Below are 24,375 nucleotides of genomic sequence, written 5' to 3'. Positions count from 1 at the left end.
CGTCCCCGGCGCGGGAGATCCATCAGAAGGAGGTCGTCCCATGGCCGACCTGGGACTGTCCGAGCTGCTCATCATCGTGGCGGTGTTCGTCCTGCTGTTCGGTTCCGCGCGGCTGCCCGGCGTCGCCAGGTCGGTCGGCCGCTCCCTGCGCGTCTTCAAGGCCGAGGTGAACCGGCCGGAGGACGCCTCCCCGCCGCCCGGCGAGACCGGCGGCCGGGGCGAGCCGCCGCCCGCCTCCCCGGGGTGATCCCGGGCCGTCAGCTCGGCCGGGGCGTGTAGAAGAGCCTCGTCCCGTCCCGTCCGGCGGAGCCGTCCCTGGCCAGGTCCGTCAGGATCCGGCCCTGGAGATCCATCACGCTCGCCGCGTGGCCCCCGCCGTGGCGGCGCCACACCAGCAGGTGGTCCTCGTCGTACCAGCGGATCGGATATCGCAGGCTCGTCTCGATCCGGACGAGCGGGGTCCCGGTGGCGGCGTCGTGCACGCAGAGATTCTTGGGACGGTCCGGGCACCACCCGGCCAGCCGCCGCCCGCCGGGGGAGTACGGGTCGAGGATCGCCTCGTCCGGTCTTCCCAGGCCGGGCACGGCGGACAGCGGGGTGCCGTCGACGCCGAACGTGCGCAGCTCGTAGGAGGCGTACCCCTCACCCAGGTCGGTGTAGGCGTCGCCGAGGCCGAAACGACCGCTCACCCCGGCCCCGTCGGCGCTCCACCGGTACGGGGGTTCGTAGACCTGGTCGTCGTCCTCGACGAGGGTGACCTTGACCGTTCCCCGCGCCGGGTCGACGACGACGAACCCGCGCGCGGTCGAGTAGTCCCGCTCGTCGGTGTGCCACAGGGTGAGCAGCACACGGCCGTCGGAGGACCAGACGGGGGCGTTGTTCGACCAGGGACGCCCCACCGTGGTGATGCGCCGGATCCCGCCACCGCGCAGGTCGAGGAGGACGACGCCGTCACGGCCGTCGACGTAGTCCTTGAAATCGCTCACCGCCCACCGGCCGTCCTGGGAGACGGCCTTCACGCGTTCCCGCGCCACGGTGAACCCGTCGCCGTCCCCGAGGTAGGCGGGGCCGTCCTTCCCGAGGGTGTAGGCGGAGAGCGAGAGCGGCGAGCCGGGGGCGTCCCGGACCTGGAACCGGGTCCCCGGCAGCCCGTGGATCCGGCCGGACGGTGCCGCGCCGTACTCCACCGGGGGCGACCAGCTCGGCGGAACCGCCCATCCCAGCGCGCCGATCCGCCCCGCCAGCGCGCGGGCGACCGGGACCAGCCGGTCGCGCACGGTGAGGTACGGCGACCGGATCCGGAGCAGGTCACGACCGGCGCGGACGGCGACCGCCCGCTCAGGGAGGTCCAGCAGCCTGGCCTCGTCTCCCACCCCGGGAACGGCCACCCCTCCGCTCCCCGCGCCGAGTTCGGTCAGGACGCGGGCGGCGTCCGCCTCCGTGGGCAGGCGCCAGAACTCGGCCGTCATCGGCTCCCCGCGCGCCTCGCCGAACTCGCAGGTGGTGAACGACGGGACCGCCCGCCCCCGGTGCCGCGCCCCGCCGAGCACGGTGAACCCGGCCGCGCGGAGCAGGCCGCACAGGTCGGCCCCGGGCACCGCGACGGGCATCGTGGCGGGCATCGTGGCGGGCGCTGTGGCGGGCCCGGCCGGGGGGTCGGGGACGCGCAGCGCGGTGATCCGCAGCCGGGACGGCAGGGCGGCCTGGCGCACCGTCCGGACGAAGTAGAGCCGGTCGCCGTCGGCGCCGAACAGCGTGCCCGCCGCCGGGATCATCGTCCGCCGCAGGAGCCCCGTCGGCGCCTGGATCACGTCCAGGACCCTGCCCAGGTCGTCGCCGTACGGTGTCGCGTAGACCGCCGCGCCGAGGGGGACGAGCCGGTCGTAGCGCGGCCCGTTCCGCTGGACCCTCCTCCAGGCGGCCGAGCCTCGGGCGAGGCCGATCCCCTCGACGGACGAGGCGCCGTCCTGGTCGCGGGCCACCACGATCCGCCCTCCGGCGTGCACCGGCACGCACCCGTCCCAGCAGTCTCCGCGTTCGGCGATCACCCGCCCCGTCGCGGCGTCGTGGACCGTCAGGTTCTCCGGACGGGAGACGACCACCGCGCCGCCCCCGACGTAGCCGCCCCCGACGTACAGGGTGGAGAAACTCGTGATCTCCGTGTGCCACCGTTCGGCGCCGCCGGCCGGGTCGAGCGCGGCGACCCGGATCCTGTCTCCGCAGAGCGCCGCGACCGCCACGGTCCGCGCGTCGGAGCCCGCCGAGGTCATCCGGTCGCACGACGGGGGGAGCGGAAGGGTCCACCGGGTCCGTCCGGTCCCGGGGTCCAGGCCGAGCAGGGCCCCGGAGGCGGGATCCCTGGCGAGCCCGGCGGGCGGGGACTCCTCCGCCCCCGCCAGGGCGGACACCGGCGCGGCGAGGCCGAGTCCCTCCCGGTGCCAGAGCACCGTGCCGGTCCGGCGGGAGAGGCCGGTCAGGGCGGTGGCGTCCCCGGACGGCGTCGGGCGGACGGTCTCGACGACCACCGAGGATCCCGCCGGTGCCCACCCCCGTACGGCGGCTCCGGCGGGGGTGTGCCGCCACCGCTCGGCGCCGGTGGCGGGATCGTGGACCCGCAGCGCCGTACGGGTGGGCACGAGGAGGTCTCCGCCGGACAGCCTCACCGCTGAGCCGTCCTGGTCGTCCTGGTCGTCCGAGTTGTCCGGGTCGTCCAGTGGGCCGGGCGCCTCCAGGCTCCACACCTCGGAGAACCCGGTTCCGGCCGAGGCGCCGTCGGGGAAGGCGGAGCGGGGCACGGCGACGAGCAGGACGAGGACGGCGAGGATCGCCGCCCGCCTGCCGCCTCTCCCCGGCCCCGTCAGCATCTCCTGACGTTCCTGCCGACCTCGCGAAAATGGCTGAGCGTGGGATTCCCGTAGGCGATCGCGTATTTGCGGGCGGGGCCGGTGAGCCGGAAGGGCCCGCCCCCGGTGGTGAAGTGGGCGCTCTGGACCTCGGGGGAGTCGCCGTAGACGTAGGAGACCTCGATGTCCCATTCGTAGCTGCGCTTTCGCGCCGTCACGGTCAGCTCCACCGACGCCCGTTCCCCGTAGACGAGGTCGAGGTTTTTCTCCAGGAGCCGCCCGGAGGAGCGGCTCCTGGGGTTGGCCAACTGGTCGAGGTCGGCCTTCACCGGGAACACGGGCGAGTCTCCGGCGTTGGACAGGTGGAGGCAGGTACCGGCCGCGACGGGCCCGGAGGACAGGATCCGGGGACGGACGTCCAGCACGCGGATCGGGTCGTTACGCCGCCCCCGCAGCACCAGGAGGACCTTCGTCTCGTCGATGCGCGCTCCCCGGCCGGACCGGAGCACCTTCTCGTAGTCACCGGAGAGCAGGTGGCGGCGGTCGAGGCCGGAGGTGATGGCGCCGGGGAAGGCGAACGATATCCCCTCCTTCTCCGGGGCGTAGACGATCGCGCTGAGCCTGGGCTCCCGGTGGAACTCGCGCCACTGGTCCTGCGCCCACGACCAGCCGGTCACCACGGCACCCGCGATGATCGTCGCGAGTCCTCCGGCCACGGTGAGCCCGAGCCACTTGAACGGCCGGGCGGCCTTCGCCAGGGGGGTCTCCTCGGCGGCGGCATCGTCCTCGGCGGGTCGCTCGTCTCTGGTCGGTCGTTCGTCCTCGGCCGGTTGTTCGTTTACGGCTGGCCGTTCGTTTCTGGCCGGTTGCTCGTCCTCGGTCGGCCGCTCGTCCCCGGTCGGTGGCTCGTTTACGGCTGGCCGTTCGTTTTCGGTCGGTCGCTCGTTCCCGACCGGCCGCTCGTCCCCGGTCGATCGATCGTTTCCGGCGGACCGCTCGCTACCGGCCGGTCGCTCGCTGCTGGCCGGTCGCTCGTCCCCGGCCGGTCGTTCGGGGGATGTCCGCGCCGTCATGGATTTCCCTTCCCCGCCGGGCTCGGCTCGCGCAGGTGCCCGCTCACGATCCGCCCGGCGTGCCGGAGCAGGGCGCGGTCACCGAAGGCCTCCACCGTGACGACGACGTGACCCTCCCTGAGGACGACCGCGTCCTCGGCCGCGTCGAAGTAACCGGCGTGCCTCGCCACCTCCGGGGCGGCCTCCACGCTCACGGCCTCCCTCATCCCCTCAGCGGCCTTCTCTGCCGACGCGTACGCGCGCATGACGGTGACGGTGACCGGTGTCCCCCCGCGCGCCGGGGTGAGCTCGCAGGACAGGGGCGTGGTCAGCCTCATCCCGGGAGGCGCGGGGACCGGGACGGCGGCGTACGGGCCGGTGTCCGCGCGCGCGGCGAGTTCGGCGGGGGGCAGCAGCGCGCAGGGGTCCGGCCAGGCGGTCGCGGGCACTCCGCCCCGCTCGCCCCAGCCGGGCGGGGCGGTCAGGGCGGCCCCGATGTCCTTCTCGGTCAGCGGCGCCGAGAGCGTCGCGAGCGTGCGCCCGTCGGCGGGTTCGAGGACGGTCAGCCCTCCGATGAGCCAGGGATCCACCCCGTCGCTCCACACGTAGATCTTTCCCGCGGCGGCGCCCAGCTCGCCCGACAACTCGGGCCGGGACCACACGACCCGTCCCGACGACCGGCTGATCGACCTGACTCCCGCGAGATCGTCCTGTTCGCCGTCCGAGAGGACCACCGCCTCGTCGGTGATCAGCCAGGAGGGGGTGTGGCGGATGAGATCCTCGGCGAGGACCAGGCCGCTCTCGTCCACGACCGTGATCGCGTTGGGGAACGTCACGAAGGAGACGCCCTCGTCCAGGACCAGCTCCGGGTCACCGGACGGGGGGAGCCGGTGCCGCCAGCGGACGCGTCCGGTGGCGGGGTCGAGGCCGGTGAGCGAGGTGTGGCGGTCCGCGCAGCGGCCCACCGCGACCGCCAGCCTCTCGTCCGCCAGCGAGTACGAGCGGACGGGGCCGTCCTCGCCGACCCGGGGAAGGGCGACGCTCACGCAGTCATCGGGCAGGGCGGTCTCCCACACGACCGTCCCGTCGCGCGGGTCCAGCGCGCGGATCGTCCGGAGGGCGGGAACCTCGACGAGGATCTTCCCCGCCGCGGCGCCCACGAGGTGGAAGAACGGCCGGGCCGGGCCGTCCCCGACGTAGCCCGAGAGGACGCTCCAGGTCCGCAGGCCGGTCAGGGCGTCGATCACGGTGATGCGCCGCCGGTCGTCGGGATGGTGCGGGTCGCCCGACTTGGACGCGGTCTCGATCACGAGGTGGCGGCCGGTGGAGGCGGTGCGCGGTTCTCCCTCCTCGCGCTGCTCCCCCGCGTCCATGGATTTCCCCGACTCCTCCACCAGCACGTCGAACGCGTCCGTCGTCTCACCGTCCCAGGTGGTTTTCCAGAGGATCCGGCCGGTACGGAAAACCTTCGCGCTGACGATCCCGTTCTTCTCGGAAACGCGGATTCCGGCGAGGGGCGACGGTTCGGTTGTGCGGGGCCGGGACACCGGAACATCGGCGGGCACGACGAGGAGGGCGGCGGCGACGGCCGCGAGGGCGAGGGCCGGGCGCAGGTGGTGCCGGGAAAAGGGCATTGCCGTCCGGTTCCGGTCAGCGGGACGAGGGGAGGCCACGGGCCTCGCGCCCGTCTCATGCGATGGCTTTCGGATAATCCGGAAGGGAAATTACCCCAGTGGTTCGCGGGCCGCCGGGAGAGTTATGAAATCGCACCCGGTGAAATTCCCGGCCACGGGTGGATTCGACACGGAAAATGTCTCAAATATGCTGATTTTTAGGTAAATAGGGGATTGGTGGGCACGGGCGTCCCCCCGGTGGGCCCTCGCCGCTAGAATCGGCCAATCATGGCCGTACAGATCTCGCCCAGCATCCTGTCCGCCGACTTCGCCCGCCTCGCCGAGGCGGCCGCGGCGGTGCCCAACGCCGACTGGCTGCACGTGGACGTCATGGACAACCACTTCGTGCCCAACCTGACCCTCGGGCTGCCGGTCGTCGAGTCCCTGCTCAAGGCGACCTCGACGCCCCTCGACTGCCACCTCATGATCGAAGACCCGGACCGCTGGGCCCCCGCCTACGCCGAGGCCGGTGCCGGGAGCGTGACCATCCACGCGGAGGCTGCCAAGGCCCCGGTGCGCACGCTGCGTCAGATCCGCCGGGCGGGCGCCCGCGCGGGCCTGGCACTGAACCCGGCCACCCCCGTCGAGCCGTACGAGGACCTGCTCGGCGAGCTCGACATGCTGCTGCTGATGACCGTCGACCCCGGTTTCGGCGGCCAGAGATTTCTCGACCTCGTGTTGCCCAAGATCCGTAGGGCCCGCGAGCTCGTCGACCGGCACGGGGGGCGGATATGGCTCCAGGTGGACGGCGGCGTCTCCGACACGACGATCGAGCGCTGCGCGGAGGCGGGCGCCGACGTCTTCGTGGCGGGCAACGCCGTCTACGGCGCGGAGGACCCGGCCCGCGCGGTCGACGCCCTGCGCGCCCTGGCCACATCCGCCGAGCCGCCGAGCCACCGCCCCACCGGCCACTGAGCCGGGGCACCGGCCAAGCCACCGCCCCACCGGCCACCGAGCCCGGGCCGCCAGCAATCGCCACCGGCCACTGAGCCCGGGGCACCGGCCAAGCCCATCAGCCACGCCGCCCCCGGCCCGGCCGTTCGGCAACCGGACTCCCCCCGACAAGGGCGGTCTCGAACGCCAGAGGGCGGACCCGTACGGGTCCGCCCTCTGATCTTCCCGAGGAGCCGCGAGGGGACGCGGCGGACGGGAACCGGCGGGGAGGCGGCGGGAACGCCGCCACCGGGCCGTCAGCTCTGCAGTGCCGGGTCCAGCACCACGTCCTGGCCGTGCACGGTCGGCTGCTCGGGGAAGTGGCAGGCGGTCAGGTGACCCTCACGGTTGCCCTCCAGCCTGACCAGCGGGGGCTCCTCGGTCGCGCACTTGTCCTGGGCCTTCCAGCAGCGGGTGCGGAAGCGGCAGCCGGACGGCGGGTTGATCGGGGAGGGCACGTCCCCGGCCAGGCGGATGCGCTCGCGCGGCGCCTCGTCCTCCAGCACCTCGGGCACCGCCGACAGCAGCGCGTGGGTGTAGGGGTGGCGGGGGCGCTCGTACAGGGAGGCGCGGTCCGCGATCTCGACGATCTTGCCGAGGTACATGACCGCGACCCGCTGGGAGAAGTGCCTGACGATCGCCAGGTCGTGCGCGATGAACAGGAACGCGATGCCCATGTCCCGCTGGAGCTGCTGGAGCAGGTTCACGACCTGCGCCTGGATGGAGACGTCGAGGGCGGAGACCGGCTCGTCCGCGATGATCAGCTTGGGGCTGAGGGAGAGCGCGCGGGCCACCCCGATACGCTGCCGCTGGCCGCCGGAGAACTCGTGCGGGAAGCGGTTGAAGTGCTCGGGGTTGAGCCCGACGATCTCCAGGAGTTCCCGGACCCGGTTGTCCCTGCCGCCCGGCGGGTTGATGCCGTTGATCTCCATCGGGCCGCCGACGATGGTGCCCACCGTGTGCCGGGGGTTCAGCGACGAGTACGGGTCCTGGAAGATCATCTGAATCTCGGCCCGGATCGGCTTCAGCTCCTTGCGGCTGGCGTGACCGATCTCCCGCCCGGCGTACCTGATGCTGCCCGCGGTGGGCTCCAGCAGCCGGGACGCCAGCCGACCGGCGGTGGACTTGCCGCAGCCGGACTCGCCGACCAGGCCGAGCGTCTCACCGGCGTGCACCGTCAGGTCGACGCCGTCCACCGCGTGGACCTTGCCGACCTGGTGTTTGAAGATGACACCGCCCATCACCGGGAAGTGCTTCTTCAGCCCGGACAGCTCCAGCAGCGCCTCGCCGCGGGGTTCGCCGGTTGTCTCGCTCATTTCTTGATCTCCCTCTTCTGGGCGAGGGTCAGGTAGCACGCGTCGCCGTGGCCGCGGTGCGGGGACAGTTCGGGCCGCTCGGAGCGGCACAGCCCGGGACCGGCCAGCTCCATGAAGTCGCACCGGGGGTGGAAGGGGCAGCCGGACGGGACGTTGATCAGGCTCGGCGGGGTGCCGCGGACCGGCCGGAGCGGCACGTCCACCGGGGCGTTCAGGCGGGGCATGGAGGCGAGCAGGCCCCAGGTGTAGGGGTGGCGGGGCTCGTGGAGGACCTCCCTGACGGTCCCGCGCTCGACCGCCCGCCCGGCGTACATCACCAGCACGTCGTGCGCGGTGTTGGCGACCACGCCGAGGTCGTGGGTGATCAGGATGATCGAGGCCCCCGTCTGGTCCTGGAGCTCCTTGAGCAGGTCCAGGATCTGGGCCTGCACGGTCACGTCCAGGGCGGTGGTGGGCTCGTCGGCGATCAGCAGGTCCGGGTCGCACACCAGGGCCATCGCGATCATCGCGCGCTGCCGCATGCCGCCGGAGAACTGGTGGGGGTAGTCGTCCACCCTGGTCTTCGGCTGGGGGATGCCGACCCGCGTCAGCATCTCGATCGCGCGGCTCCTGGCCTCGCCCCGGCTCGCGCCGGTGTGCTTGCGGTAGACCTCGGAGATCTGCTTGCCGATGGTGTGGTACGGGGAGAGCGAGGTCAGCGGGTCCTGGAAGATCATCGCGACCTTGTTGCCGCGCAGCTTCTCCATGGTGGACCGGGAGGCGCCGATCAGCTCCTCGCCGTCCAGCCGGATCTCTCCGCCGATCTTGGTGGTGTCCGGGTTGTGCAGGCCGAGCACGGTCAGGTTGGTCACCGACTTGCCGGACCCGGACTCGCCGACGATGCCCAGCGTGGTGCCCTTCTCCACGTCGAAGGAGAGCCCGTCCACCGCGTGGACGACGCCGTCCTCGGTGTGGAAGTCGACGGTCAGGTCACGGACCGAGAGGAACGGAGTTGACACTTTCTTCAAGGCTCCTAGCTCAGCCGCACGCGGGGGTCGATGAAGGCGTACGTGATGTCGACGATGATGTTGAAGACGACGATCGCGGCGGCCGCGACGAGCACCGTCGCCATCAGCATGGGCAGGTCGGAGTTGGTGACCGCCTTGACCGACAGCTGGCCGAGCCCCTGGAGGCCGAAGGTCTGCTCGGTGATGATCGCGCCGCCGATCAGCGCGCCGAGGTCAACGCCGAAGATCGTGATGATGGGCGTCAGCGTGCCGCGCATCGCGAAACGCATCACGACGCTGCGCCCTGACATGCCCTTGGCCCGCGCGGTGCGGACGTAGTCCTCGCTGAGCTGCTCCACCATCGTCGAACGGGTCATGCGGGTGTAGTTGGCGGTGAAGATGATCGCCAGCACCAGCCACGGCAGGAGCAGGCCGGTGGCCCAGCCGACGGGGTCCTGGGTGAACTCCACGTACTTGGGACGCCAGAAGATCTGGTTCTGGTAGACGAGGAAGTACAGCGCGAGGGTGCCGATGAAGTAGATCTGCACGGAGGCGCCGATGAGGGACGACACACTGGCGATCTTGTCCAGCGGCTTGCCCTGCCGGAGCGCCGCGATGATGCCGGTCGCCACGCCGAAGGTGAGGAAGACGGCCGACGCCCCGATGGTGAGCGAGATGGTCAGCGGGAGCCGGTCCAGGATCGTCTCGAACACCGGCGCGCGGTTGACGAAGGAGAAGCCGAGGCAGGGGGCGGGGCAGTAGCCCAGGCCCCCGTAGTCGCGGCCGACGAAGATTCCGGCCAGCCAGGCCACGAACTGGGCGAACAGGGGCTGATCCAGTCCCAGGTTGTGCCGCGCCTGCTCCAGCAGCTCCGGCGGGCAGACCTTGCCGCAGGCGAGCCTCGCCGGGTCGGCGGGTACGGCGAAGAAGAGGAAGAACGTGACCGCGGAGATGATCACGAGGGTGACCGCGGCGCCGAGCACGCGGCGAGTGATGAATGGAAGCATTGCCTGTTTCCCGAGGTGGCTGGGACCGCTGGGGCCGGGGAGGCCCCTGGCCGTGGCCTCGCGGGGATGTCGTCATCCCCGCGAGGCCACGGCCGCCGGTTCTCCTACGGTTTCGTGAGCCGTTACGGCTTCACGAAGATGGTGTTGGGCGAGACGACCCACGACTGCGGGTCGATCTCGGCGCCACCGACCTTGGAGCCGTGGAGGGTGTTGGCGATCCGGTTCTCGGCGACGACCAGCGGGGTGATCGTCTCCTGGATCTTCTTGTCGAGCGCCATCCACGCCTTGTTCTGGGCGTCGATGTCGGTCATCGCGGTGATGTCTTCCATCTCCTTGATGATGGCCTCGTCCTTCAGGTGCGAGTAGTTCGGCGCACCGTCGGCGATCGGGCCGAAGATGACGGGCAGGACCGTCGTGCCGGACGGCCAGTCGGCGCCCCAGCCACCCCAGTACAGGTCGAAGTCGTTCTTCACCTTGCCGATGGAGTCGTAGTAGGTCTTACGGTCCAGGGGCTTGACCACGACCTTGATGCCGGCCTTCTCCAGGGCGTTCTTGATCACGACGGTGACCTGCTCCTGGACGGGCGTCTGGTTGTAGGCGTAGACGATGGTCGGCGTCGGGTTGGTCGACTCGGCGAGCAGCTGCTTGGCCTTCTCGACGTCGCCCTCGGGCTTGGTCTCCTTGCCGAACAGGTCGTAGGACTCGTAGCCGACCGTGGTGTTCTCGTTCAGGATCGTGGTGGGCAGCGCCGCGGCGGCCGGGCCGCCCGAGACCTGCTGGATCTGCTTGGACGGCCACGCGTAGTTGATGGCCTGGCGGATCTTGGGGTCCTTCACCCGGTCAAGGTTGAAGTAGTAGTAGTTGCCGTACGGCGAGGGGCTCTTCATCAGGCGGGGAGCCAGGCTGGCGTCGCCGAGGACCTGCTGCAGACGCTCCGGCGGGACGGTCGCGTAGAAGGTGAACGCGGTCTGGTCGGGGCCGGTGTCCGCGATCAGGCGGTCGGTGATCTGCAGGTTCTCCTGGCCGAACTCCAGACGCCAGGCGTCGGGGTAGGCGCCGCGGATCGGGTCGGTGGCCGGGTCCCAGTTCGGGTTGCGCGCCAGCTCCATCGACTTGTCGACGACGTGGCTCTTGATGATGTACGGGCCGCTGGAGACGGGCTTCTTGTCGTACTGCTCCTTGGTGTCCTTCTCCTTGGGCACGATGCCGTAGCCGCCCATGGCGAAGGCGTAGTTGGCGTCGGCGTGCGGCGACTTGAACTTGTAGACGATCGTCTTGTCGTCCGGCGTCTCGATGCTGTCAAGGCGCTTGCCGTCGTACGGGCCCTGGTAGGCCTTCTTGTAGTCGACCTCGGTCAGCCACTGCTGGATGTAGGTGGGGCCCTGGGTGACGAACGGGGCGAACGTCCGCTCCATGCTCCACTTCACGTCCTCGGACGTGATCGGCGTGCCGTCCTCCCACTTCACGCCGTCCTTGAGGGTGAAGGTCCAGGTCTTGCCGCCCTCGGAGGAGGTGCCCGAGTCGGTGGCCAGGTCGCCGACCAGCTTGTAGTCGCCGACGCCGACGCGCTTGTAGCCGGTCAGGGTACGGCCGATGAGCAGGCCGAAGTTCGACATCGTGTTGACGTAGACCTGCGCGGGGTCCATGTGGCCGATGTCGTCACGGTCGATCATCGTGACGGTGCCGCCCTTGACGACGCCCTCGGGCTCGATGGCCGGGCCCTTGGAGTCGTCGGCCGTTCCGACGGTGATCGTCGGCGGCTTGTAGGACGGGGCCGGGGCGGCGCCCTCGCTGGGCGCGCCGGATGCCGCGCCGCTGGGGGCCGCGGGGGCACCCTGGTTGCCCTGGGCGCAGGCACTGGTGAGTGCGAGAGCGCCTATGGCGAGTACGGCCATCGCTGACCGCGTACGGACTTTCATCTTTCTCCTATTTCCGATCTAGCGCTTGAGCTTGGGGTCGAAGGCATCGCGAACCGAGTCACCCAGGAGGTTGAAGGCGATCACGAAGATCAGGAGGGCGACACCGGGGAAGATGAGATAGGTGATGTCGTTCTGGTAGATCTCGGTGCCGCGCCGGAACATGCGGCCCCAGTCGGGGATGGGCTCGATCATGCCGACGCCCAGGAAGGACAGCGCCGCCTCGGCCGTCACCAGCGCGGGGAGCAGCAGCGTCGACTGGATCAGGATCGGGGTCCAGAGGTTCGGCAGTAGTTCCTTGAAGACGATCCTGGCGGGGGAGGCCCCGGTGACCTTCGCGGCCTCGACGAACTCGCGCTCGCGCAGGGAGAGCACCTGGCCGCGCAGCAGCCGCGCGAGCCCGGCCCACTGGAAGATCGTCAGCGCGATCACGAGGGTGACGGCTCTCAGCCAGATGGGCGTCTCCTCGTCCGGCCTGACGAACAGGTTCTCCACGACCGGCATGAACGCGATGATGAAGAGCACCGAGGGGAACGACAGGACGATGTCGATCAGGCGGCCGATGAAGTAGTCGGTCTTGCCCCCGGCGTACCCGGCGACGATGCCCATCACGATGCCGATCGCCGTCGCGATGATCGTCGCGGTCACCGCGATCGACAGGGAGGTCCTGATCCCGTAGACGAGCTGGGTGAACACGTCACGGCCCAGGCCGGGCTCGATGCCGAACCAGAACTCCGAGCTGATGCCGCCGTTGGGCAGGATCGGGTAGCCGTAGTCGTTCAGCAGGCCCGGCGTGTCCTGGCCGTACAGGGCGTAGGGGTCCTTGCCGTACAGCCAGGCGATGACCGGCGCGAGGAGCGCGACCAGGAAGAAGAAAATCACCACCACGGCCGAGACGATGCCGGTACGGTCGCGCCGGAAACGCAGCCACATCAGCTGTCCGGGTGAGCGGCCCACCGTTTCCGGTGTCTTCGCCGCCAGTGCCTCCCCGGTCGTGGTCGTGGCTGGTGCAGGGATGGTCATCGTGCGGAGGCTCCCAACGAGCATGGTGAGCGGGATCCCTGGAACCATTGCAAAGCAGACCATGACAATCAATGGGCTGGTCATTACTCATTTTTTTGTTGTATAACGTCCACCTGTTTGTGGCTGCAATTCCGTTGACGTGGATAGGGGGTGAGGTGGGAAGATAGAGCTCCCGAAGGCCGGTATTCACGGATTTGTGACACGTTCATGACGTGGCTGCGATGGATTTGTCCGGTTCTGGCCCTGCTTGTGTCACAACTCCGTACAGTGTCACAGGTCCGGGACAAAGGTGTGCCCGGCCGCTCCGCGGGTAACCCCTCCACGTGCCGGGAGGTGGAGCATGGACCACGGCCTGTTCGGACCGGAGTCGGTGACCTGGAAGGTGATGGGCGAGCGGATCCTGCTCGTCGCGGGCTTCCGCGCACTGCTCCTCCAGGGCCTGCACCCCCGGGCGATGCGCGGGGTCGCGCAGAACTCCGCGCTCATGGACCCGGCCGAGGCGTGGCCACGCTTCGTGCGCACCACCGAGTTCGTCCGGGTCCGCGTCTACGGGACGACCGCCGAGGTCGCCCGCGCCGGGGCCAGGGTCCGGAGGATCCACGCCAGTCTCACCGCCCTCGACCTCGACACCGGCGAGCGGTTCCGCCTCGACGATCCCGACGCGCTGCTCTGGGTCCACGTCGGCGAGGTCGACTCCTACCTGACGGTCGCCCGGCGCGCGGGGGTGCGCCTCACGGACGAGGAGGCCGACAGGTTCGTCGCCGAGTGGCGCCGCGCGGCCGAGGTGGTCGGCCTGCGCCCCGAGGACGTGCCCGGCTCGGTCGGCGAGATGGACGACTACATCCGGGCCCGCCGCCCCGGCCTCTACTTCGTCCCCGAGGTGGCCCACCCGCTCCTGCGGTCGCTCAACGCGCCGCTCCCGGCCCGCCTGACCCCGCTCAAGCCGATGTTCCCCATGCTCACCGCGCTCGCCTTCGCGACCCTGCCGCGCTGGGCCCGCAGGCTGTACGGCCTGCCCGCCACCCCGCTGGGCGACCTGTGGGCGACGGCCTCCCTGCGGGCCCTGCAGACCGGGATCGGCCTGGTGCCCGCGCAGATGCGCTACTCCCCGGACGCGCGGAGAGCTCATCGGGCGGTCGCCGGGCGCGTGGTGTGACCGGACCAAGTGCTCACTTGTTCCACATGGTGGAAGAGTGTGCCGTCCGGTTTTCCGGACATGGCACACTGGTGGAGGAGGGTGAGCCGTCCGCGGCACGCCCTCCGCGAGAACGAGAGAAGCAGAGCAGCGTGCTCCGGGGTCGGTGAAATTCCGAGCCGGCGGTTACAGTCCGCGACCCGGTCGAAGCCATCGACCGGTTGACCTGGTGAAACTCCAGGACCGACGGTTAGAGTCCGGATGGGAGGAAGCGCGCGAGCGGAGAGTGTCTTCGGGCACCCTCCGCTGATCGGGTGTACGCACCCGTTGATCCCCCGGGGCCCGCCGTGGCAAAAAGCTACTGGCGAGTAGGAGACCTCGGGTGACTGATCCGGCGCGGACGCGCCCGGCCGCCTGGCGCGCCCCTCACGGGCACGGCGCCGTCGGCCCCCACCACTCTTTCCCGCCCGGCCGTTCCCGGCCCGGGTGCGCCGGAGCGTCCCCTTTTTCGTATCCCGGCCCCCGGACGACTTTCCCGGGGCCCGCAGGAAGGCTTCCCGGCTCCCCGGGGTTCACCTCTGACGGAGAGCCCCGCTCTGACGGAGAGCCCCGCCGCCGGTCCGGCGGGCGACGCCGGGCGGGGGCCTCCCGGAGTCCGAGGACGCCGCGCCGCACCGGCCACGACCCGCGCCCGGCCGTCCGGGCGGTCCCCCAGAAGGAGCTGTGAATGTTCACCGGAATCGTCGAAGAACTGGGAGAGATCGCCGGGATCGAGCCGCTGGCCGACGCGGCCCGGCTGTCGATCCGCGGCAAGACCGTCACCGCGGACGCCGGGCACGGTGACTCGATCGCCGTCAACGGCGTCTGCCTGACCGTGGTGGACGTCGCGGACGACGTCTTCACCGCCGACGTGATGAAGGAGACCCTCGACCGCAGCTCCCTCGGCGCGCTGAGATCCGGCTCCCCGGTCAACCTGGAGCGCGCGGTCCGCGCCGACCAGCGGCTGGGCGGCCACATCGTGCAGGGCCACGTGGACGGGACGGGCGTCCTGCTGTCGCGGGAGCCCGCCGAGCACTGGGAGGTCGTCCGGATCTCCCTCCCGCCCGAGCTCGACCGCTACGTGGTCGAGAAGGGCTCGATCGCCGTCGACGGCATCAGCCTGACCGTGATGGACGTCGGCTCGGGCGGCTTCGCCGTCAGCCTGATCCCCACCACCCTGAGCCTCACCACCCTCGGCGCGAAGCGGCCGGGAGACCCGGTGAACCTTGAGGTCGACGTGATCGCCAAGCACGTGGAGAAGCTCCTCGGTGCGTACGCCCCGGCGGACCAGGCGACGGATCGGGTGGGAAGGCCGTGAACCACCTCGAAACCGGATCCGGGGCCTCCGGGACCCGGATCCCCCGCGGAGCCCCGGTCATGCCGTCCGGACCCGCCAACCGGCTTTTCGCCGACCGGCTCTTCGCCAACCGGCTCAAGGAGCACCGGTCGATGACCGTGCCCGTCCCCGAGGAGGCCTTGTGATCAAGCTGGACCCGATCGAGCGCGCGATCGCCGACATCCGCGAGGGCAGGGCCGTCGTGGTCGTCGACGACGAGAACCGCGAGAACGAGGGCGACATCATCTTCGCCGCGTCCAGGGCCACCCCGGAGCTCCTCGCCTTCACCATCCGGCACAGCAGCGGCGTGGTCTGCGTGCCGATGCGCGGCGAGCACCTCGACAGGCTCGGCCTGCCGCTGATGGTGTACGACAACAAGGAGCGCCTGCGCACCGCGTACACGATCAGCGTGGACGCCAGGGACGGCGTGAGCACCGGCATCTCCGCCGCCGACCGGGCCCGCACGATCCGTACCCTGGCCGACTCGGCGACCGAGCCGTCCGAGCTGGTACGACCGGGACACGTCTTCCCGCTCCGCTACCGGGAGGGCGGCGTCCTGGCCAGGCGCGGCCACACCGAGGCGTCCGTGGACCTGGCCAGGCTCGCCGGGCTGAGCGAGGCGGGCGTGCTCGCCGAGGTCGTCAACGACGACGGCACCATGATGCGGCTGCCGGAGCTGCGCGACTTCTGCGACGAGCACGACCTGGCGCTCGTCTCGATCGAGCAGCTGGTGGAGTTCAGGCGCCGGACAGAGCGGATGGTGACCAGGGTCGCCGAGACGCGGCTGCCGAACAGGTACGGCGAGTGGCGGGCCTACGGCTTCGCGAGCTCGCTGGACGGCGGCGAGCACCTGGCCCTCGTCCTCGGCGACATCGAGGACGGCGAGAACGTCATGGTCAGGGCGCACTCCGAGTGCCTGACCGGCGACGTGCTCGGGTCGCTGCGGTGCGACTGCGGGGTGCAGCTCGACCACGCCATGGCGCGGATCGCCGCCGAGGGCCGGGGCGTGGTCGTCTACCTGCGCGGGCACGAGGGACGCGGCATCGGGCTGCTCGCCAAGCTCAGGGCGTACAGCCTCCAGGACGGCGGCAGCGACACCGTCGACGCCAACCTGGAGCTCGGGCTGCCGGTGGACGCCCGGGAGTTCTCCAACGCCGGGCAGATGCTCGCCGACCTGGGCGTGAAGTCGATCCGGCTGCTGACCAACAACCCGGCCAAGCTGCGCGGCATGGACGGCTACGGCATCAAGGTGCTCGGCCGCGAGCCCATGCCGGTGGCGATGAACCCGCACAACGAGAAATACCTGTCGGCCAAGCGCGACCGCCTCGGCCACGAGATTCCCAGGGATGGCGCATGAGTGAGCGAGCGGGACAGACGGCGCGGGACGGCCGTACGGGCGGGCGCGAGGTGATCGCGTGAGCGGGGCCGGGCGACCGGCGGCCGGGGCCGTCGAGGCGAAGGGACTGACCGTCGGCGTCGTCGCCGCCCGGTGGCACGAGAAGATCACCGATCAGCTCGTGGCGCGGGCCGAGCAGGCCGGGCGGGACAGCGGCGCGGCGACGACCGTGGTGCGGGTGGCCGGGTCGCTGGAGATCCCGGTCGTGGCGCAGGTCCTGGCCAGGAAGTACGACGCGGTCGTCGCCCTCGGGGTCGTGATCCGCGGGGAGACCCCCCACTTCGACTACGTCTGCGACTCCGTCACCGCGGGCCTGACCCGGGTCTCCCTCGACGAGGAGGTCCCGGTCGGCAACGGTGTGCTGACCTGCGAGTCCCTCGACCAGGCCCTCGACAGGTCGGGGCTGCCGGGCAGCCACGAGGACAAGGGCTACGAGGCCACCGTCGCCGCCCTGGAGACGGCGCTGCTGCTGAGGGAACTCCGCTCCTAGGGCGCCTCACGGTCCCCAGGGGCGCGGCCCGGGGTTCCCGGGAACCGTCCGGGGTCTCGGGGCGCGGTCCGGGGTTTTGGGGTGGCGCCGTACGGGGTCCCGGGGCGCGGTCCGGGGTTTTGGGGTGGCGCCGTACGGTCCGCTTCGCCGTGCCGCGTGATCGGGGCGGCGGGGCCGTGCGGTAGGTTTCCATCGGCGTCGTGACCAGCTGTCACAGCCGTTCCGGCCGGTGGTTTTCCGAAGGATCGTGATCTGAGAGTGAGCCCGGAGAGCGTCTCCCCGCCCTCGTTGCCCGTCGTGTGGCGGCCCAGGAAGGGAAGGATCGCGGCCTACGGCTTCGCGGGCCTGATCATGCTCGGCGCGGTGCTGATGGCGATCTTCCTGGCCGAGCCGTTCACCCTGGCCGACAGGATCGCGATGGTCGCGCTGGGCGGCCTGGTCGCCGGGGTCCTGCACCTGCTGGGACGGGTCCGCGTGGAGGCCGACGAGCAGGGGATCACCCTCGTCAACCCGCTGCGGGTGCACCGCTACGAGTGGCCCGAGGTGCTCGGGGTCACCCTGGTCGACCACGAGCCCTGGGCGAAGATCGACTTCACCGACGGGGCCACGGTCGGGGCCATGGGCCTGCAGGGGTCGGAGAAGGAGCGCACCGTCCGCCAGGTCCGCGAGCTCGCCGCCCTCATCAGGGAGCGCGGCGAGGCGTCCGAGACCCGCTGACCCACCGCGCGGGAGCCCGGGTTCACCGGACCGGCCGCGACCCGGTCCGTCGGGGGCCGAGCCGTCGCACGGGGGCTTCCGGTCTCGCACCGGGAGCCGAGCCGTCGCATCGGGCCTCCGGGGCTGCCCGGCCGGGGGCCGAGCCGTCGTAAGGGGCTTCGGGTCCTGCCCGGCCGGGAGCCGTGACGTCGTACGGGAGCCGGGACCGGGCCTCCGGTCCGCTGTACGCGAGGCTCGGGGCCGGGCTACCGGTGCGCGGGGCTCCCGGTCCGCTGTGCGCCACCGGGCCGGGTTCGGGAGCCCGGTCCGCGGGGTTCGGGTCCCGCGCTCAGGTCTCCTCGGCGAACCGCTCGACCTTGTCGGTCTCGCCCGCCACGAGCAGGGTGTCGCCGCTATGGATCACCGTCTCAGAGGTGGCGTACGTGAACCTGCCGTCGGGTTTCTTGATCCCGACCACGGTGACCCCGTACTTGCTGCGGACGCCCAGGCTGCCCAGGCTCTTGCCGTCCGCCCACCGGGGCGCCATGGTCTTGATCATGGCGTAGTCCTCGTCGACCTCGACGTAGTCGAGCATCCGCCCGGTGACCAGGTGCGCGACCCGCTCGCCCATGTCGTGCTCCGGCTGCACCACGTGGTGCGCGCCGACCCGCTGCAGGATCCGGCTGTGCTGCAGGCTGATCGACTTGGCCCAGATGTCGGCCACCCCCAGGTCGGCCAGGATCGAGGTGGTCAGGATGCTCGCCTCGATGTCGGTGCCGATGCCGACCACGGCCCGGCCGAACTCGCCGATGCCCAGCTGGTCGAGGGCGTCGGGGTCGGTGGAGTCGGCGCACACCACGTGGGTGAGCCGCCCGGAGAAGTGCTGCACGTTCTTGGGGTCGTTGTCGACGCCGAGCACCTCGACGTCGCGGCCCGCCAGTTCCGCCGCCAGCGCGCCGCCGAACCGGCCGAGGCCGATCACCACGACCGCGTCGCCGCGATTCTTCTTGTCAACCAACGAGGGGACGCTCCTCCGGGTATCGGAACCGACGGGTCTGGACGTGCAGCGCCAGCGCGGCGCCCAGGGTCACCGGGCCGAGCCGCCCGATGAACATCAGGAGGGTCAGGATCAGGTGCCCCGCGGTGCCGACGTCGGCGGTGATCCCCGTCGACAGGCCGACCGTGCCGAAGGCGGAGATCACCTCGAACAGTACGCGGTCCAGTTTGAACGGGGTCACCGTCATCAGCGCGAACGTGCCCACGGCGACCGACGCCACACTCAGCAGGGCGATCGTCAGCGCCTGCCGCTGCAGCTGCTCGGGAATGCGGCGGCGGCCCGCCGAGACGTCGGGCTCGCCGCGCAGCTCGGCGATGATCACGAACCCGAGCAGCGCGAACGTCGTCACCTTGATGCCGCCCCCGGTACTCGCGCTGCCCGCCCCGATGAACATCAGCACGTCGCTGATCAGCCAGGAGCTCTCGCTCATCTGTGAGGTGTCCACGGAGTTCAGGCCGCCGCTGCGGGTCATCGCGCTGTGGAAGAACCCGGCCATGATCCGAAGCCCGGGGGAGAGGCCGCCCATCGTGCCGGGGTTGTTCCATTCGGTGACGGTGACGGCGATCGCCCCGCCGAACAGCAGGACGGCGGTCATCCCCAGCGTGATCTTGGCGTGCAGCGTCCAGCGTGCCGGGCGGCGCCAGTTCTGCCGCAGTACGGCGTAGACGGGGAAGCCGAGACCTCCGGTGACCACCGCCAGGACGAGCGGGAGGCAGATCCACGGGTCGGTGACGAACCGCATCATGCTGTCCGGCCAGAGGGCGAACCCGGCGTTGGTGAATGCCGAGATCGCATGAAAAATCCCGTAATAGGCGGCGCGGCCGAACGGTTCCCCGTACCCGATCATGAAGCGGGCGGCGAGCACCGCGGCGGTCAGCGCCTCGGCGACCAGCGTGACCTTGGCGACCCCCACGATCACCCGTCGTACGTCGCCGGGACCGAGGGTCTTGGTCTCGGCCTGGGTGTTGAGACGGGCGCGCAGGCCGAGTTTGCCCGAGACGACCACCGCGAGGATCGAGGAGAGCGTCATGATCCCGAAGCCGCCGATCTGCATCAGCACCAGGAGCACGATCTCGCCGAAGAACGACCAGTGCGCCGCGGTGTCGTGCACGGCGAGCCCGGTCACGCACACCGCGGAGGTGGCGGTGAACAGGGCCGACGTCCACGAGGCACTCCGGCCCCCCTCGACCGCGATCGGCAGCGAGAGCAGCCCCGTACCGGTGAGGACCACCGCCAGGAACGCCACCACGACGACCCTGGACGGGGTGTTGATCCGGTCGAGCAGGTTCTTCACAGGGGGTGACAATACTTCTTCGCGGAGCGCGGCAGTATGCCCGCCGGTCCCGGAGGTCCCCGGCCGGGGGCGCTCAGGACGTCCGGGGCGTGAGGAGCACGATGTGATCACGCGAGGACCTGCCGCCGGGCGTAACCTGAGGTGGTGGTGAGGCGGACAATCGAGGCATCCAGTGTGGAGTCGCCCGCGCGGCTGGCGGAGCTGCTCGACGAGCGGTCGTACCTGGCCGGTGAGGGGCTCGTCACGGCGGCCTTCCTCGCGCTGCGGATGGGCCGCCCGCTGCTGCTCGAAGGCGAGGCGGGGGTCGGCAAGACCGAGCTGGCCAGGACCCTCGCGGAGGTGCTCGGGGCGCCGCTGATCCGCCTGCAGTGCTACGAGGGGCTCGACGCCTCCCAGGCGCTCTACGACTGGGACTTCGCCCGCCAGCTCCTGCACCTGAAGGCGGCGGAGGCGGGCGGTGTCACCGACGCCGCCCGGCTGGAGGGCGAGGTCTACGACCGGAGGTTCCTGATCGCCAGGCCGCTGCTGCGGGCGATCGAGACCCAGCCCGCGGTGCTGCTCATCGACGAGGTCGACCGGGCCGACGTGGAGTTCGAGGCGATCCTGCTGGAGGTGCTCTCGGACTTCGCGATCTCCGTCCCCGAGCTCGGCACGATCCGCGCCGCCCGGCCGCCGGTGGTCGTGCTCACCTCCAACCGGACCCGCGAGGTGCACGACGCGCTGAAGCGGCGCTGCCTCTACCACTGGCTGGAACACCCCTCCTTCGACAGGGAGGTGGCGATCCTGCGCAGGCGGCTCCCCGAGTGCTCGGGGATCCTGGCCGAGCAGGTCGCCACGGCGACGGGACGGCTCCGCGCGGCCGACCTGATCAAGCCGCCGGGGATCGCCGAGACCCTCGACTGGACCGAGGCGCTCCTCGCCCTCGGCGCCCGCGAGCTCGACCCCGACCTGGCGGCGGCCTCGCTGGGCGCCCTGCTCAAGCACAGGGAGGACCACGAGACGGTGCTCGGGAACGGATTCTTCGGTGCGTCCCGGCGCTGACGGCGTTCCCCCCACCGGCGTCCCCCCTACCGACGGTCCTTCCACTGACGGTCCTTCCGCCGACGTCCCCTCCATCGGAGTTCCCTCCACCGGCGGTCTTTCCACTGACGTCCCCTCCACCGGGGTTCCCTCCACCGGCGGTCCCCCCACCGGTGTCCCCTCCGCGAGGATTCCCCCCGCCGGAACTCCTCCGGCCGGGGTTTCCCCCACCGGGACTCCCCCGGCGACGGCGGTTCCGATCGGTGCCGGGGAGGACCTGGCCGGTGCCGGGGAGGACCTGGTCGCGGTCATGACCGGTTTCGCCAGGACCCTGCGCGCCGCGGGGGTGCCCGCCGACCACGAGCGGACCCAGGGCCTGCTGCGCGCCCTGTCCCACCTGGACGCCTCCAGGCCCGGTGACGTCTACTGGGCGGGCCGGGTCACGCTGTGCTCCTCGGCCGACGACCTGCCCCGCTACGACCGGGTCTTCCGGGCCTACTTCGGGGGGCTGCGCGCGGGCCGCGCGAGAGCGGCCGAGGTCACCGTCACCCGGCACGCCGCGGCGCGGCCCGGGGCGCGCGCCGACCGGGAGGAGGGCGGCGATCCCCCCGCCCTCGCGGCGACCGCGAGCGCGACGGAGGTGCTGCGCACCCGGGACGTGGCCGCGATGACGGCGGCGGAGCTCGCCGAGACGCACCGGCTGCTCGCCCTGCTGCGGGCGGGCAGGGAACGGCGCGCGTCGCGGCGTTTCCGGCCCTCGCGCCGGGGGCGGCTGGACGGCAGGGCGACCGTCCGCGAGACCCTGCGCAGGGGCGGGGAGATCGCCGGGCTCCGCTACCGCGCGCACCGGACCAGGCCCCGCAGGGTCGTGCTGCTGATCGACGTCAGCGGCTCCATGACCCCGTACGCGGACACGCTGCTCCGGCTCGCCCACGCGCTGGTCAGGTCCGAGCCGGGGGCCACGGAGGTGTTCAGCGCGGGCACCCAGCTGACCCGGCTCACCGCCGAGCTGCGCCACCGCGATCCGGCGACCGCGATGAACGCCGTCTCCCGCGCCATTCCCGACTGGAGCGGCGGCACCCGCCTGGGCGAGGAGCTCCGGCGGCTCCTGGCGCTGAACGACGCGGCCGGAGCGGTGGTGGTGATCGCCTCCGACGGGTGGGAGCGCGGTGACGTCTCGCTGCTGGGCGCGGAGATGGCCCGGCTGTCCCGGACGGCCCACCGGGTGATCTGGATGAACCCGCACAAGGGCAGGGAGGGCTACCGCCCGCTCACCGCCGGGATGCGGGCCGCCCTTCCCCACATCGACGACTTCGTGGCCGGGCACAGCCTGGCCGCCTTCGAGGAACTGGCGACGCTGCTGGGAGGCACTCATGCGTGACGTGTTGTCGCAGATCCTGCGGTGGTGGGAGACGGGGGAGACGTTCGGCCTGGCCACCGTGGTCAACACCTTCCGCAGCGCGCCCCGCCCGCCGGGGGCGTCCATGGCGGTGCTCGGCGACGAGGCCGAGGGCAGCGTCTCCGGCGGCTGCGTCGAGGGCGCCGTCTACGAGCTGGCCAGGGAGGTGGTCTCCTCGGGCGCGCCCGTCCTGCAGCGGTACGGGGTGAGCGACGACGACGCCTTCTCCGTCGGCCTGACCTGCGGCGGCATCCTGGACGTCTTCGTCGAGCCCGTCTCCAAGGAGACTTTCCCCGAGCTGGGGGCGGTCGCCGCCTCGGTGCTGCGGCGCGAGCCGGTGGCGGTGGCGACCGTCCTGTCGGGGCCGGGCGCGGTCGGCACCCGCCGGGTCGTCTGGCCGGACCGCTCCTCCGGTTCCCTGGGCGTGACCCGGCTGGACGACGCGGTGGACGACGACGTCCGGGGCATGCTCGCGCAGGGACTGACGGGCGTCCGCAGGTACGGGGCCCGGGGACAGCGTCGGCTCGACGAGCTGGAGGTCTTCGTCCAGTCCTTCGCGCCGCCGCCCCGGATGCTGGTCTTCGGCGCGATCGACTTCGCCGCCGCGGTCGCCAAGGCCGGCAAGTTCCTCGGCTACCACGTGGTCGTGTGCGACGCCCGGCCGGTCTTCACCACGGCCAAGCGCTTCCCCGACGCCGACGAGGTGATCGTCAAGTGGCCGCACGACTATCTCACCTCGACCGTCGTGGACGAGCGGACCGCGATCTGCGTGCTCACCCACGACCCCAAGTTCGACGTACCCCTGCTTGAGGTCGCCCTGCGCACCCCGGCGGGCTACGTCGGCGCGATGGGCTCGCGCCGCACGCACGAGGACCGGCTGGCCCGGCTGGCGCGGGCCGGGCTGGGCGAGGCCGAGCTGAAGAGGCTCCGCTCGCCGATCGGGCTGGACCTGGGCGCGCGTACGCCGGAGGAGACGGCGATCTCCATCGTCGCCGAGCTGATCCAGCTGCGCTGGGGCGGCTCGGGCCGGCCGCTGACCGACGGCTCCGGCAGGATCCACGGCGACGGGCCCGGCGCGTGAGCGAGGAGGCCCCGGCCGGGGACGCCGAGGGGGACACCGTGAAGAGGCGTCCGGCGATCGCCGGGCTGCTGCTGGCCGCCGGATCCGGCTCGCGGCTCGGCACTCCCAAGGCGCTGGTGGAGTTCCGTGGCGAGCGGCTGGTGGACCGGGGGGTCAGGGCGCTGCGCGACGGCGGCTGCCGTCCCGTGGTCGTGGTGCTCGGCGCGGCCACCGTACGGGTGCGGGGAGCGGTGACCGTCCACAACCCGGAGTGGAGCTCGGGGATGGGCTCCTCGCTCAGGGCCGGTCTGGACGCGATCCCGGCCACCGCCGGGTACGTGGTGATCGCCCTGGTCGACCAGCCGTTCGTCGGCCCGAGGGCGGTGGAGCGGCTCGTCGAGGCCGCGGGGCGGGGCGCCTCGGTCGCCGTCGCCACCTACGGCGGCGCGCGGCGGAACCCGGTGCTGATCGCCAGGGAACACTTCGAGGAGGTCGCCCGGCTCGCGACCGGCGACGCCGGTGCCCGCCCCTTCCTGAAAGCCCGTCCCGAACTGGTCGTCGCGGTCCCCTGCGACGACGTCGCCGACCCCGCCGACATCGACACCCCGGCCGACCTGTCCGCGCTCCGGGCCCGCCCGGACCTCGCCCCCTGAGCCGCCCCGGCTCCCGGGGCCCGGTCCTGAACGGCCAGGGGTCCTGAACGG

General features: G+C 71.6%; 21 protein-coding genes and 1 riboswitch. Of the genes, 11 read left to right on the top strand and 10 right to left on the bottom strand.

Annotated features, from left to right (window positions below; translation table 11 throughout):
- Window positions 1–40: 40 nt before the first annotated feature.
- On the top strand, window positions 41–247 hold the full coding sequence (locus tag ACW9TB_RS08210) for a twin-arginine translocase TatA/TatE family subunit (protein WP_472747324.1): 207 nt from the start codon (window positions 41–43) through the stop codon (window positions 245–247).
- 10 nt (window positions 248–257) lie between these two features.
- Here ACW9TB_RS08210 and ACW9TB_RS08205 read toward each other — a convergent pair whose 3' ends face one another.
- From ACW9TB_RS08205 to ACW9TB_RS08195, 3 genes are read right to left on the bottom strand one after another with little or no spacing between them, the layout of a single operon-like run.
- Window positions 258–2,864 (bottom strand): outer membrane protein assembly factor BamB family protein, encoded by a 2,607-nt coding sequence (locus ACW9TB_RS08205; RefSeq protein ID WP_472747323.1) that lies wholly within the window; start codon window positions 2,862–2,864, stop codon window positions 258–260.
- Window positions 2,858–3,916, bottom strand: coding sequence for a hypothetical protein (locus ACW9TB_RS08200; RefSeq protein WP_472747322.1), 1,059 nt, complete (start codon window positions 3,914–3,916; stop codon window positions 2,858–2,860). Before ACW9TB_RS08200 ends, ACW9TB_RS08205 begins: the two co-directional genes overlap by 7 nt.
- Window positions 3,913–5,529 (bottom strand): outer membrane protein assembly factor BamB family protein, encoded by a 1,617-nt coding sequence (locus ACW9TB_RS08195; RefSeq protein ID WP_472747321.1) that lies wholly within the window; start codon window positions 5,527–5,529, stop codon window positions 3,913–3,915. Before ACW9TB_RS08195 ends, ACW9TB_RS08200 begins: the two co-directional genes overlap by 4 nt.
- Before the next feature lie 267 nt (window positions 5,530–5,796).
- On the opposite strand from ACW9TB_RS08195, the gene rpe reads away from it, so the two are divergent.
- A complete protein-coding gene (rpe, locus tag ACW9TB_RS08190; protein WP_472747320.1) occupies window positions 5,797–6,483 on the top strand; it encodes a ribulose-phosphate 3-epimerase in 687 nt (228 codons plus the stop codon).
- Between the two features lie 275 nt (window positions 6,484–6,758).
- On the opposite strand, the gene ACW9TB_RS08185 is transcribed toward rpe, so the two are convergent.
- The 5 genes from ACW9TB_RS08185 to ACW9TB_RS08165 form a co-directional block, all read right to left on the bottom strand.
- Window positions 6,759–7,817, bottom strand: a complete 1,059-nt coding sequence (locus ACW9TB_RS08185) for an ABC transporter ATP-binding protein (protein ID WP_472747319.1) — start codon at window positions 7,815–7,817, stop codon at window positions 6,759–6,761.
- On the bottom strand, window positions 7,814–8,815 hold the full coding sequence (locus tag ACW9TB_RS08180) for an ABC transporter ATP-binding protein (RefSeq protein WP_472747318.1): 1,002 nt from the start codon (window positions 8,813–8,815) through the stop codon (window positions 7,814–7,816). The genes ACW9TB_RS08185 and ACW9TB_RS08180 overlap by 4 nt, the downstream gene beginning before the upstream one ends.
- Before the next feature lie 14 nt (window positions 8,816–8,829).
- Window positions 8,830–9,810: an ABC transporter permease gene (locus ACW9TB_RS08175; protein WP_472747317.1), complete on the bottom strand. Its 981-nt coding sequence runs from the start codon at window positions 9,808–9,810 to the stop codon at window positions 8,830–8,832.
- A gap of 122 nt (window positions 9,811–9,932) precedes the next feature.
- Window positions 9,933–11,729 (bottom strand): ABC transporter substrate-binding protein, encoded by a 1,797-nt coding sequence (locus tag ACW9TB_RS08170; RefSeq protein WP_472747316.1) that lies wholly within the window; start codon window positions 11,727–11,729, stop codon window positions 9,933–9,935.
- A gap of 18 nt (window positions 11,730–11,747) precedes the next feature.
- Entirely contained in the window at window positions 11,748–12,749 is a 1,002-nt protein-coding gene (locus tag ACW9TB_RS08165) for an ABC transporter permease (RefSeq protein WP_472747315.1), read from the bottom strand.
- A gap of 340 nt (window positions 12,750–13,089) precedes the next feature.
- Here ACW9TB_RS08165 and ACW9TB_RS08160 point away from each other — a divergent pair, with 340 nt between their 5' ends.
- The 5 genes from ACW9TB_RS08160 (at window position 13,090) to ACW9TB_RS08140 (ending at window position 17,862) form a co-directional block, all read left to right on the top strand.
- A complete protein-coding gene (locus tag ACW9TB_RS08160) occupies window positions 13,090–13,905 on the top strand; it encodes an oxygenase MpaB family protein (protein WP_472747314.1) in 816 nt (271 codons plus the stop codon).
- A gap of 127 nt (window positions 13,906–14,032) precedes the next feature.
- Window positions 14,033–14,163: riboswitch (FMN riboswitch) on the top strand.
- Window positions 14,164–14,611: 448 nt separating this feature from the next.
- The gene (locus tag ACW9TB_RS08155) at window positions 14,612–15,241 is read left to right on the top strand and encodes a riboflavin synthase (RefSeq protein ID WP_472747313.1); all 630 of its coding nucleotides are present in this window, start codon (window positions 14,612–14,614) and stop codon (window positions 15,239–15,241) included.
- A 160-nt stretch (window positions 15,242–15,401) separates the two neighbouring features.
- The gene (locus ACW9TB_RS08150; protein ID WP_472747312.1) at window positions 15,402–16,616 is read left to right on the top strand and encodes a bifunctional 3,4-dihydroxy-2-butanone-4-phosphate synthase/GTP cyclohydrolase II; all 1,215 of its coding nucleotides are present in this window, start codon (window positions 15,402–15,404) and stop codon (window positions 16,614–16,616) included.
- Between the two features lie 58 nt (window positions 16,617–16,674).
- Window positions 16,675–17,145: a 6,7-dimethyl-8-ribityllumazine synthase gene (gene ribH, locus ACW9TB_RS08145; protein ID WP_472747311.1), complete on the top strand. Its 471-nt coding sequence runs from the start codon at window positions 16,675–16,677 to the stop codon at window positions 17,143–17,145.
- A gap of 258 nt (window positions 17,146–17,403) precedes the next feature.
- Complete coding sequence (locus tag ACW9TB_RS08140; protein ID WP_472747310.1) at window positions 17,404–17,862, top strand: PH domain-containing protein; 459 nt, start codon at window positions 17,404–17,406, stop codon at window positions 17,860–17,862.
- 328 nt (window positions 17,863–18,190) lie between these two features.
- On the opposite strand, the gene ACW9TB_RS08135 is transcribed toward ACW9TB_RS08140, so the two are convergent.
- A complete protein-coding gene (locus tag ACW9TB_RS08135; protein ID WP_472747309.1) occupies window positions 18,191–18,859 on the bottom strand; it encodes a potassium channel family protein in 669 nt (222 codons plus the stop codon).
- Entirely contained in the window at window positions 18,852–20,192 is a 1,341-nt protein-coding gene (locus tag ACW9TB_RS08130) for a TrkH family potassium uptake protein (protein ID WP_472747308.1), read from the bottom strand. Before ACW9TB_RS08130 ends, ACW9TB_RS08135 begins: the two co-directional genes overlap by 8 nt.
- A 144-nt stretch (window positions 20,193–20,336) precedes the next feature.
- On the opposite strand from ACW9TB_RS08130, the gene ACW9TB_RS08125 reads away from it, so the two are divergent.
- The 4 genes from ACW9TB_RS08125 (at window position 20,337) to ACW9TB_RS08110 (ending at window position 24,324) form a co-directional block, all read left to right on the top strand.
- A complete protein-coding gene (locus ACW9TB_RS08125; RefSeq protein WP_472747307.1) occupies window positions 20,337–21,233 on the top strand; it encodes an AAA family ATPase in 897 nt (298 codons plus the stop codon).
- A 289-nt stretch (window positions 21,234–21,522) separates the two neighbouring features.
- The gene (locus ACW9TB_RS08120) at window positions 21,523–22,593 is read left to right on the top strand and encodes a vWA domain-containing protein (protein WP_472747306.1); all 1,071 of its coding nucleotides are present in this window, start codon (window positions 21,523–21,525) and stop codon (window positions 22,591–22,593) included.
- On the top strand, window positions 22,586–23,692 hold the full coding sequence (locus ACW9TB_RS08115; RefSeq protein ID WP_472747305.1) for an XdhC family protein: 1,107 nt from the start codon (window positions 22,586–22,588) through the stop codon (window positions 23,690–23,692). Before ACW9TB_RS08120 ends, ACW9TB_RS08115 begins: the two co-directional genes overlap by 8 nt.
- Before the next feature lie 56 nt (window positions 23,693–23,748).
- Complete coding sequence (locus tag ACW9TB_RS08110) at window positions 23,749–24,324, top strand: nucleotidyltransferase family protein (protein WP_472747586.1); 576 nt, start codon at window positions 23,749–23,751, stop codon at window positions 24,322–24,324.
- Window positions 24,325–24,375: the final 51 nt, after the last annotated feature.

It is taken from the genome of Streptosporangium sp. H13245, from assembly GCF_055690525.1.
Note: the sequence above shows the minus strand (reverse complement) of the source record. Positions and strands in the feature narration are given on the sequence as shown.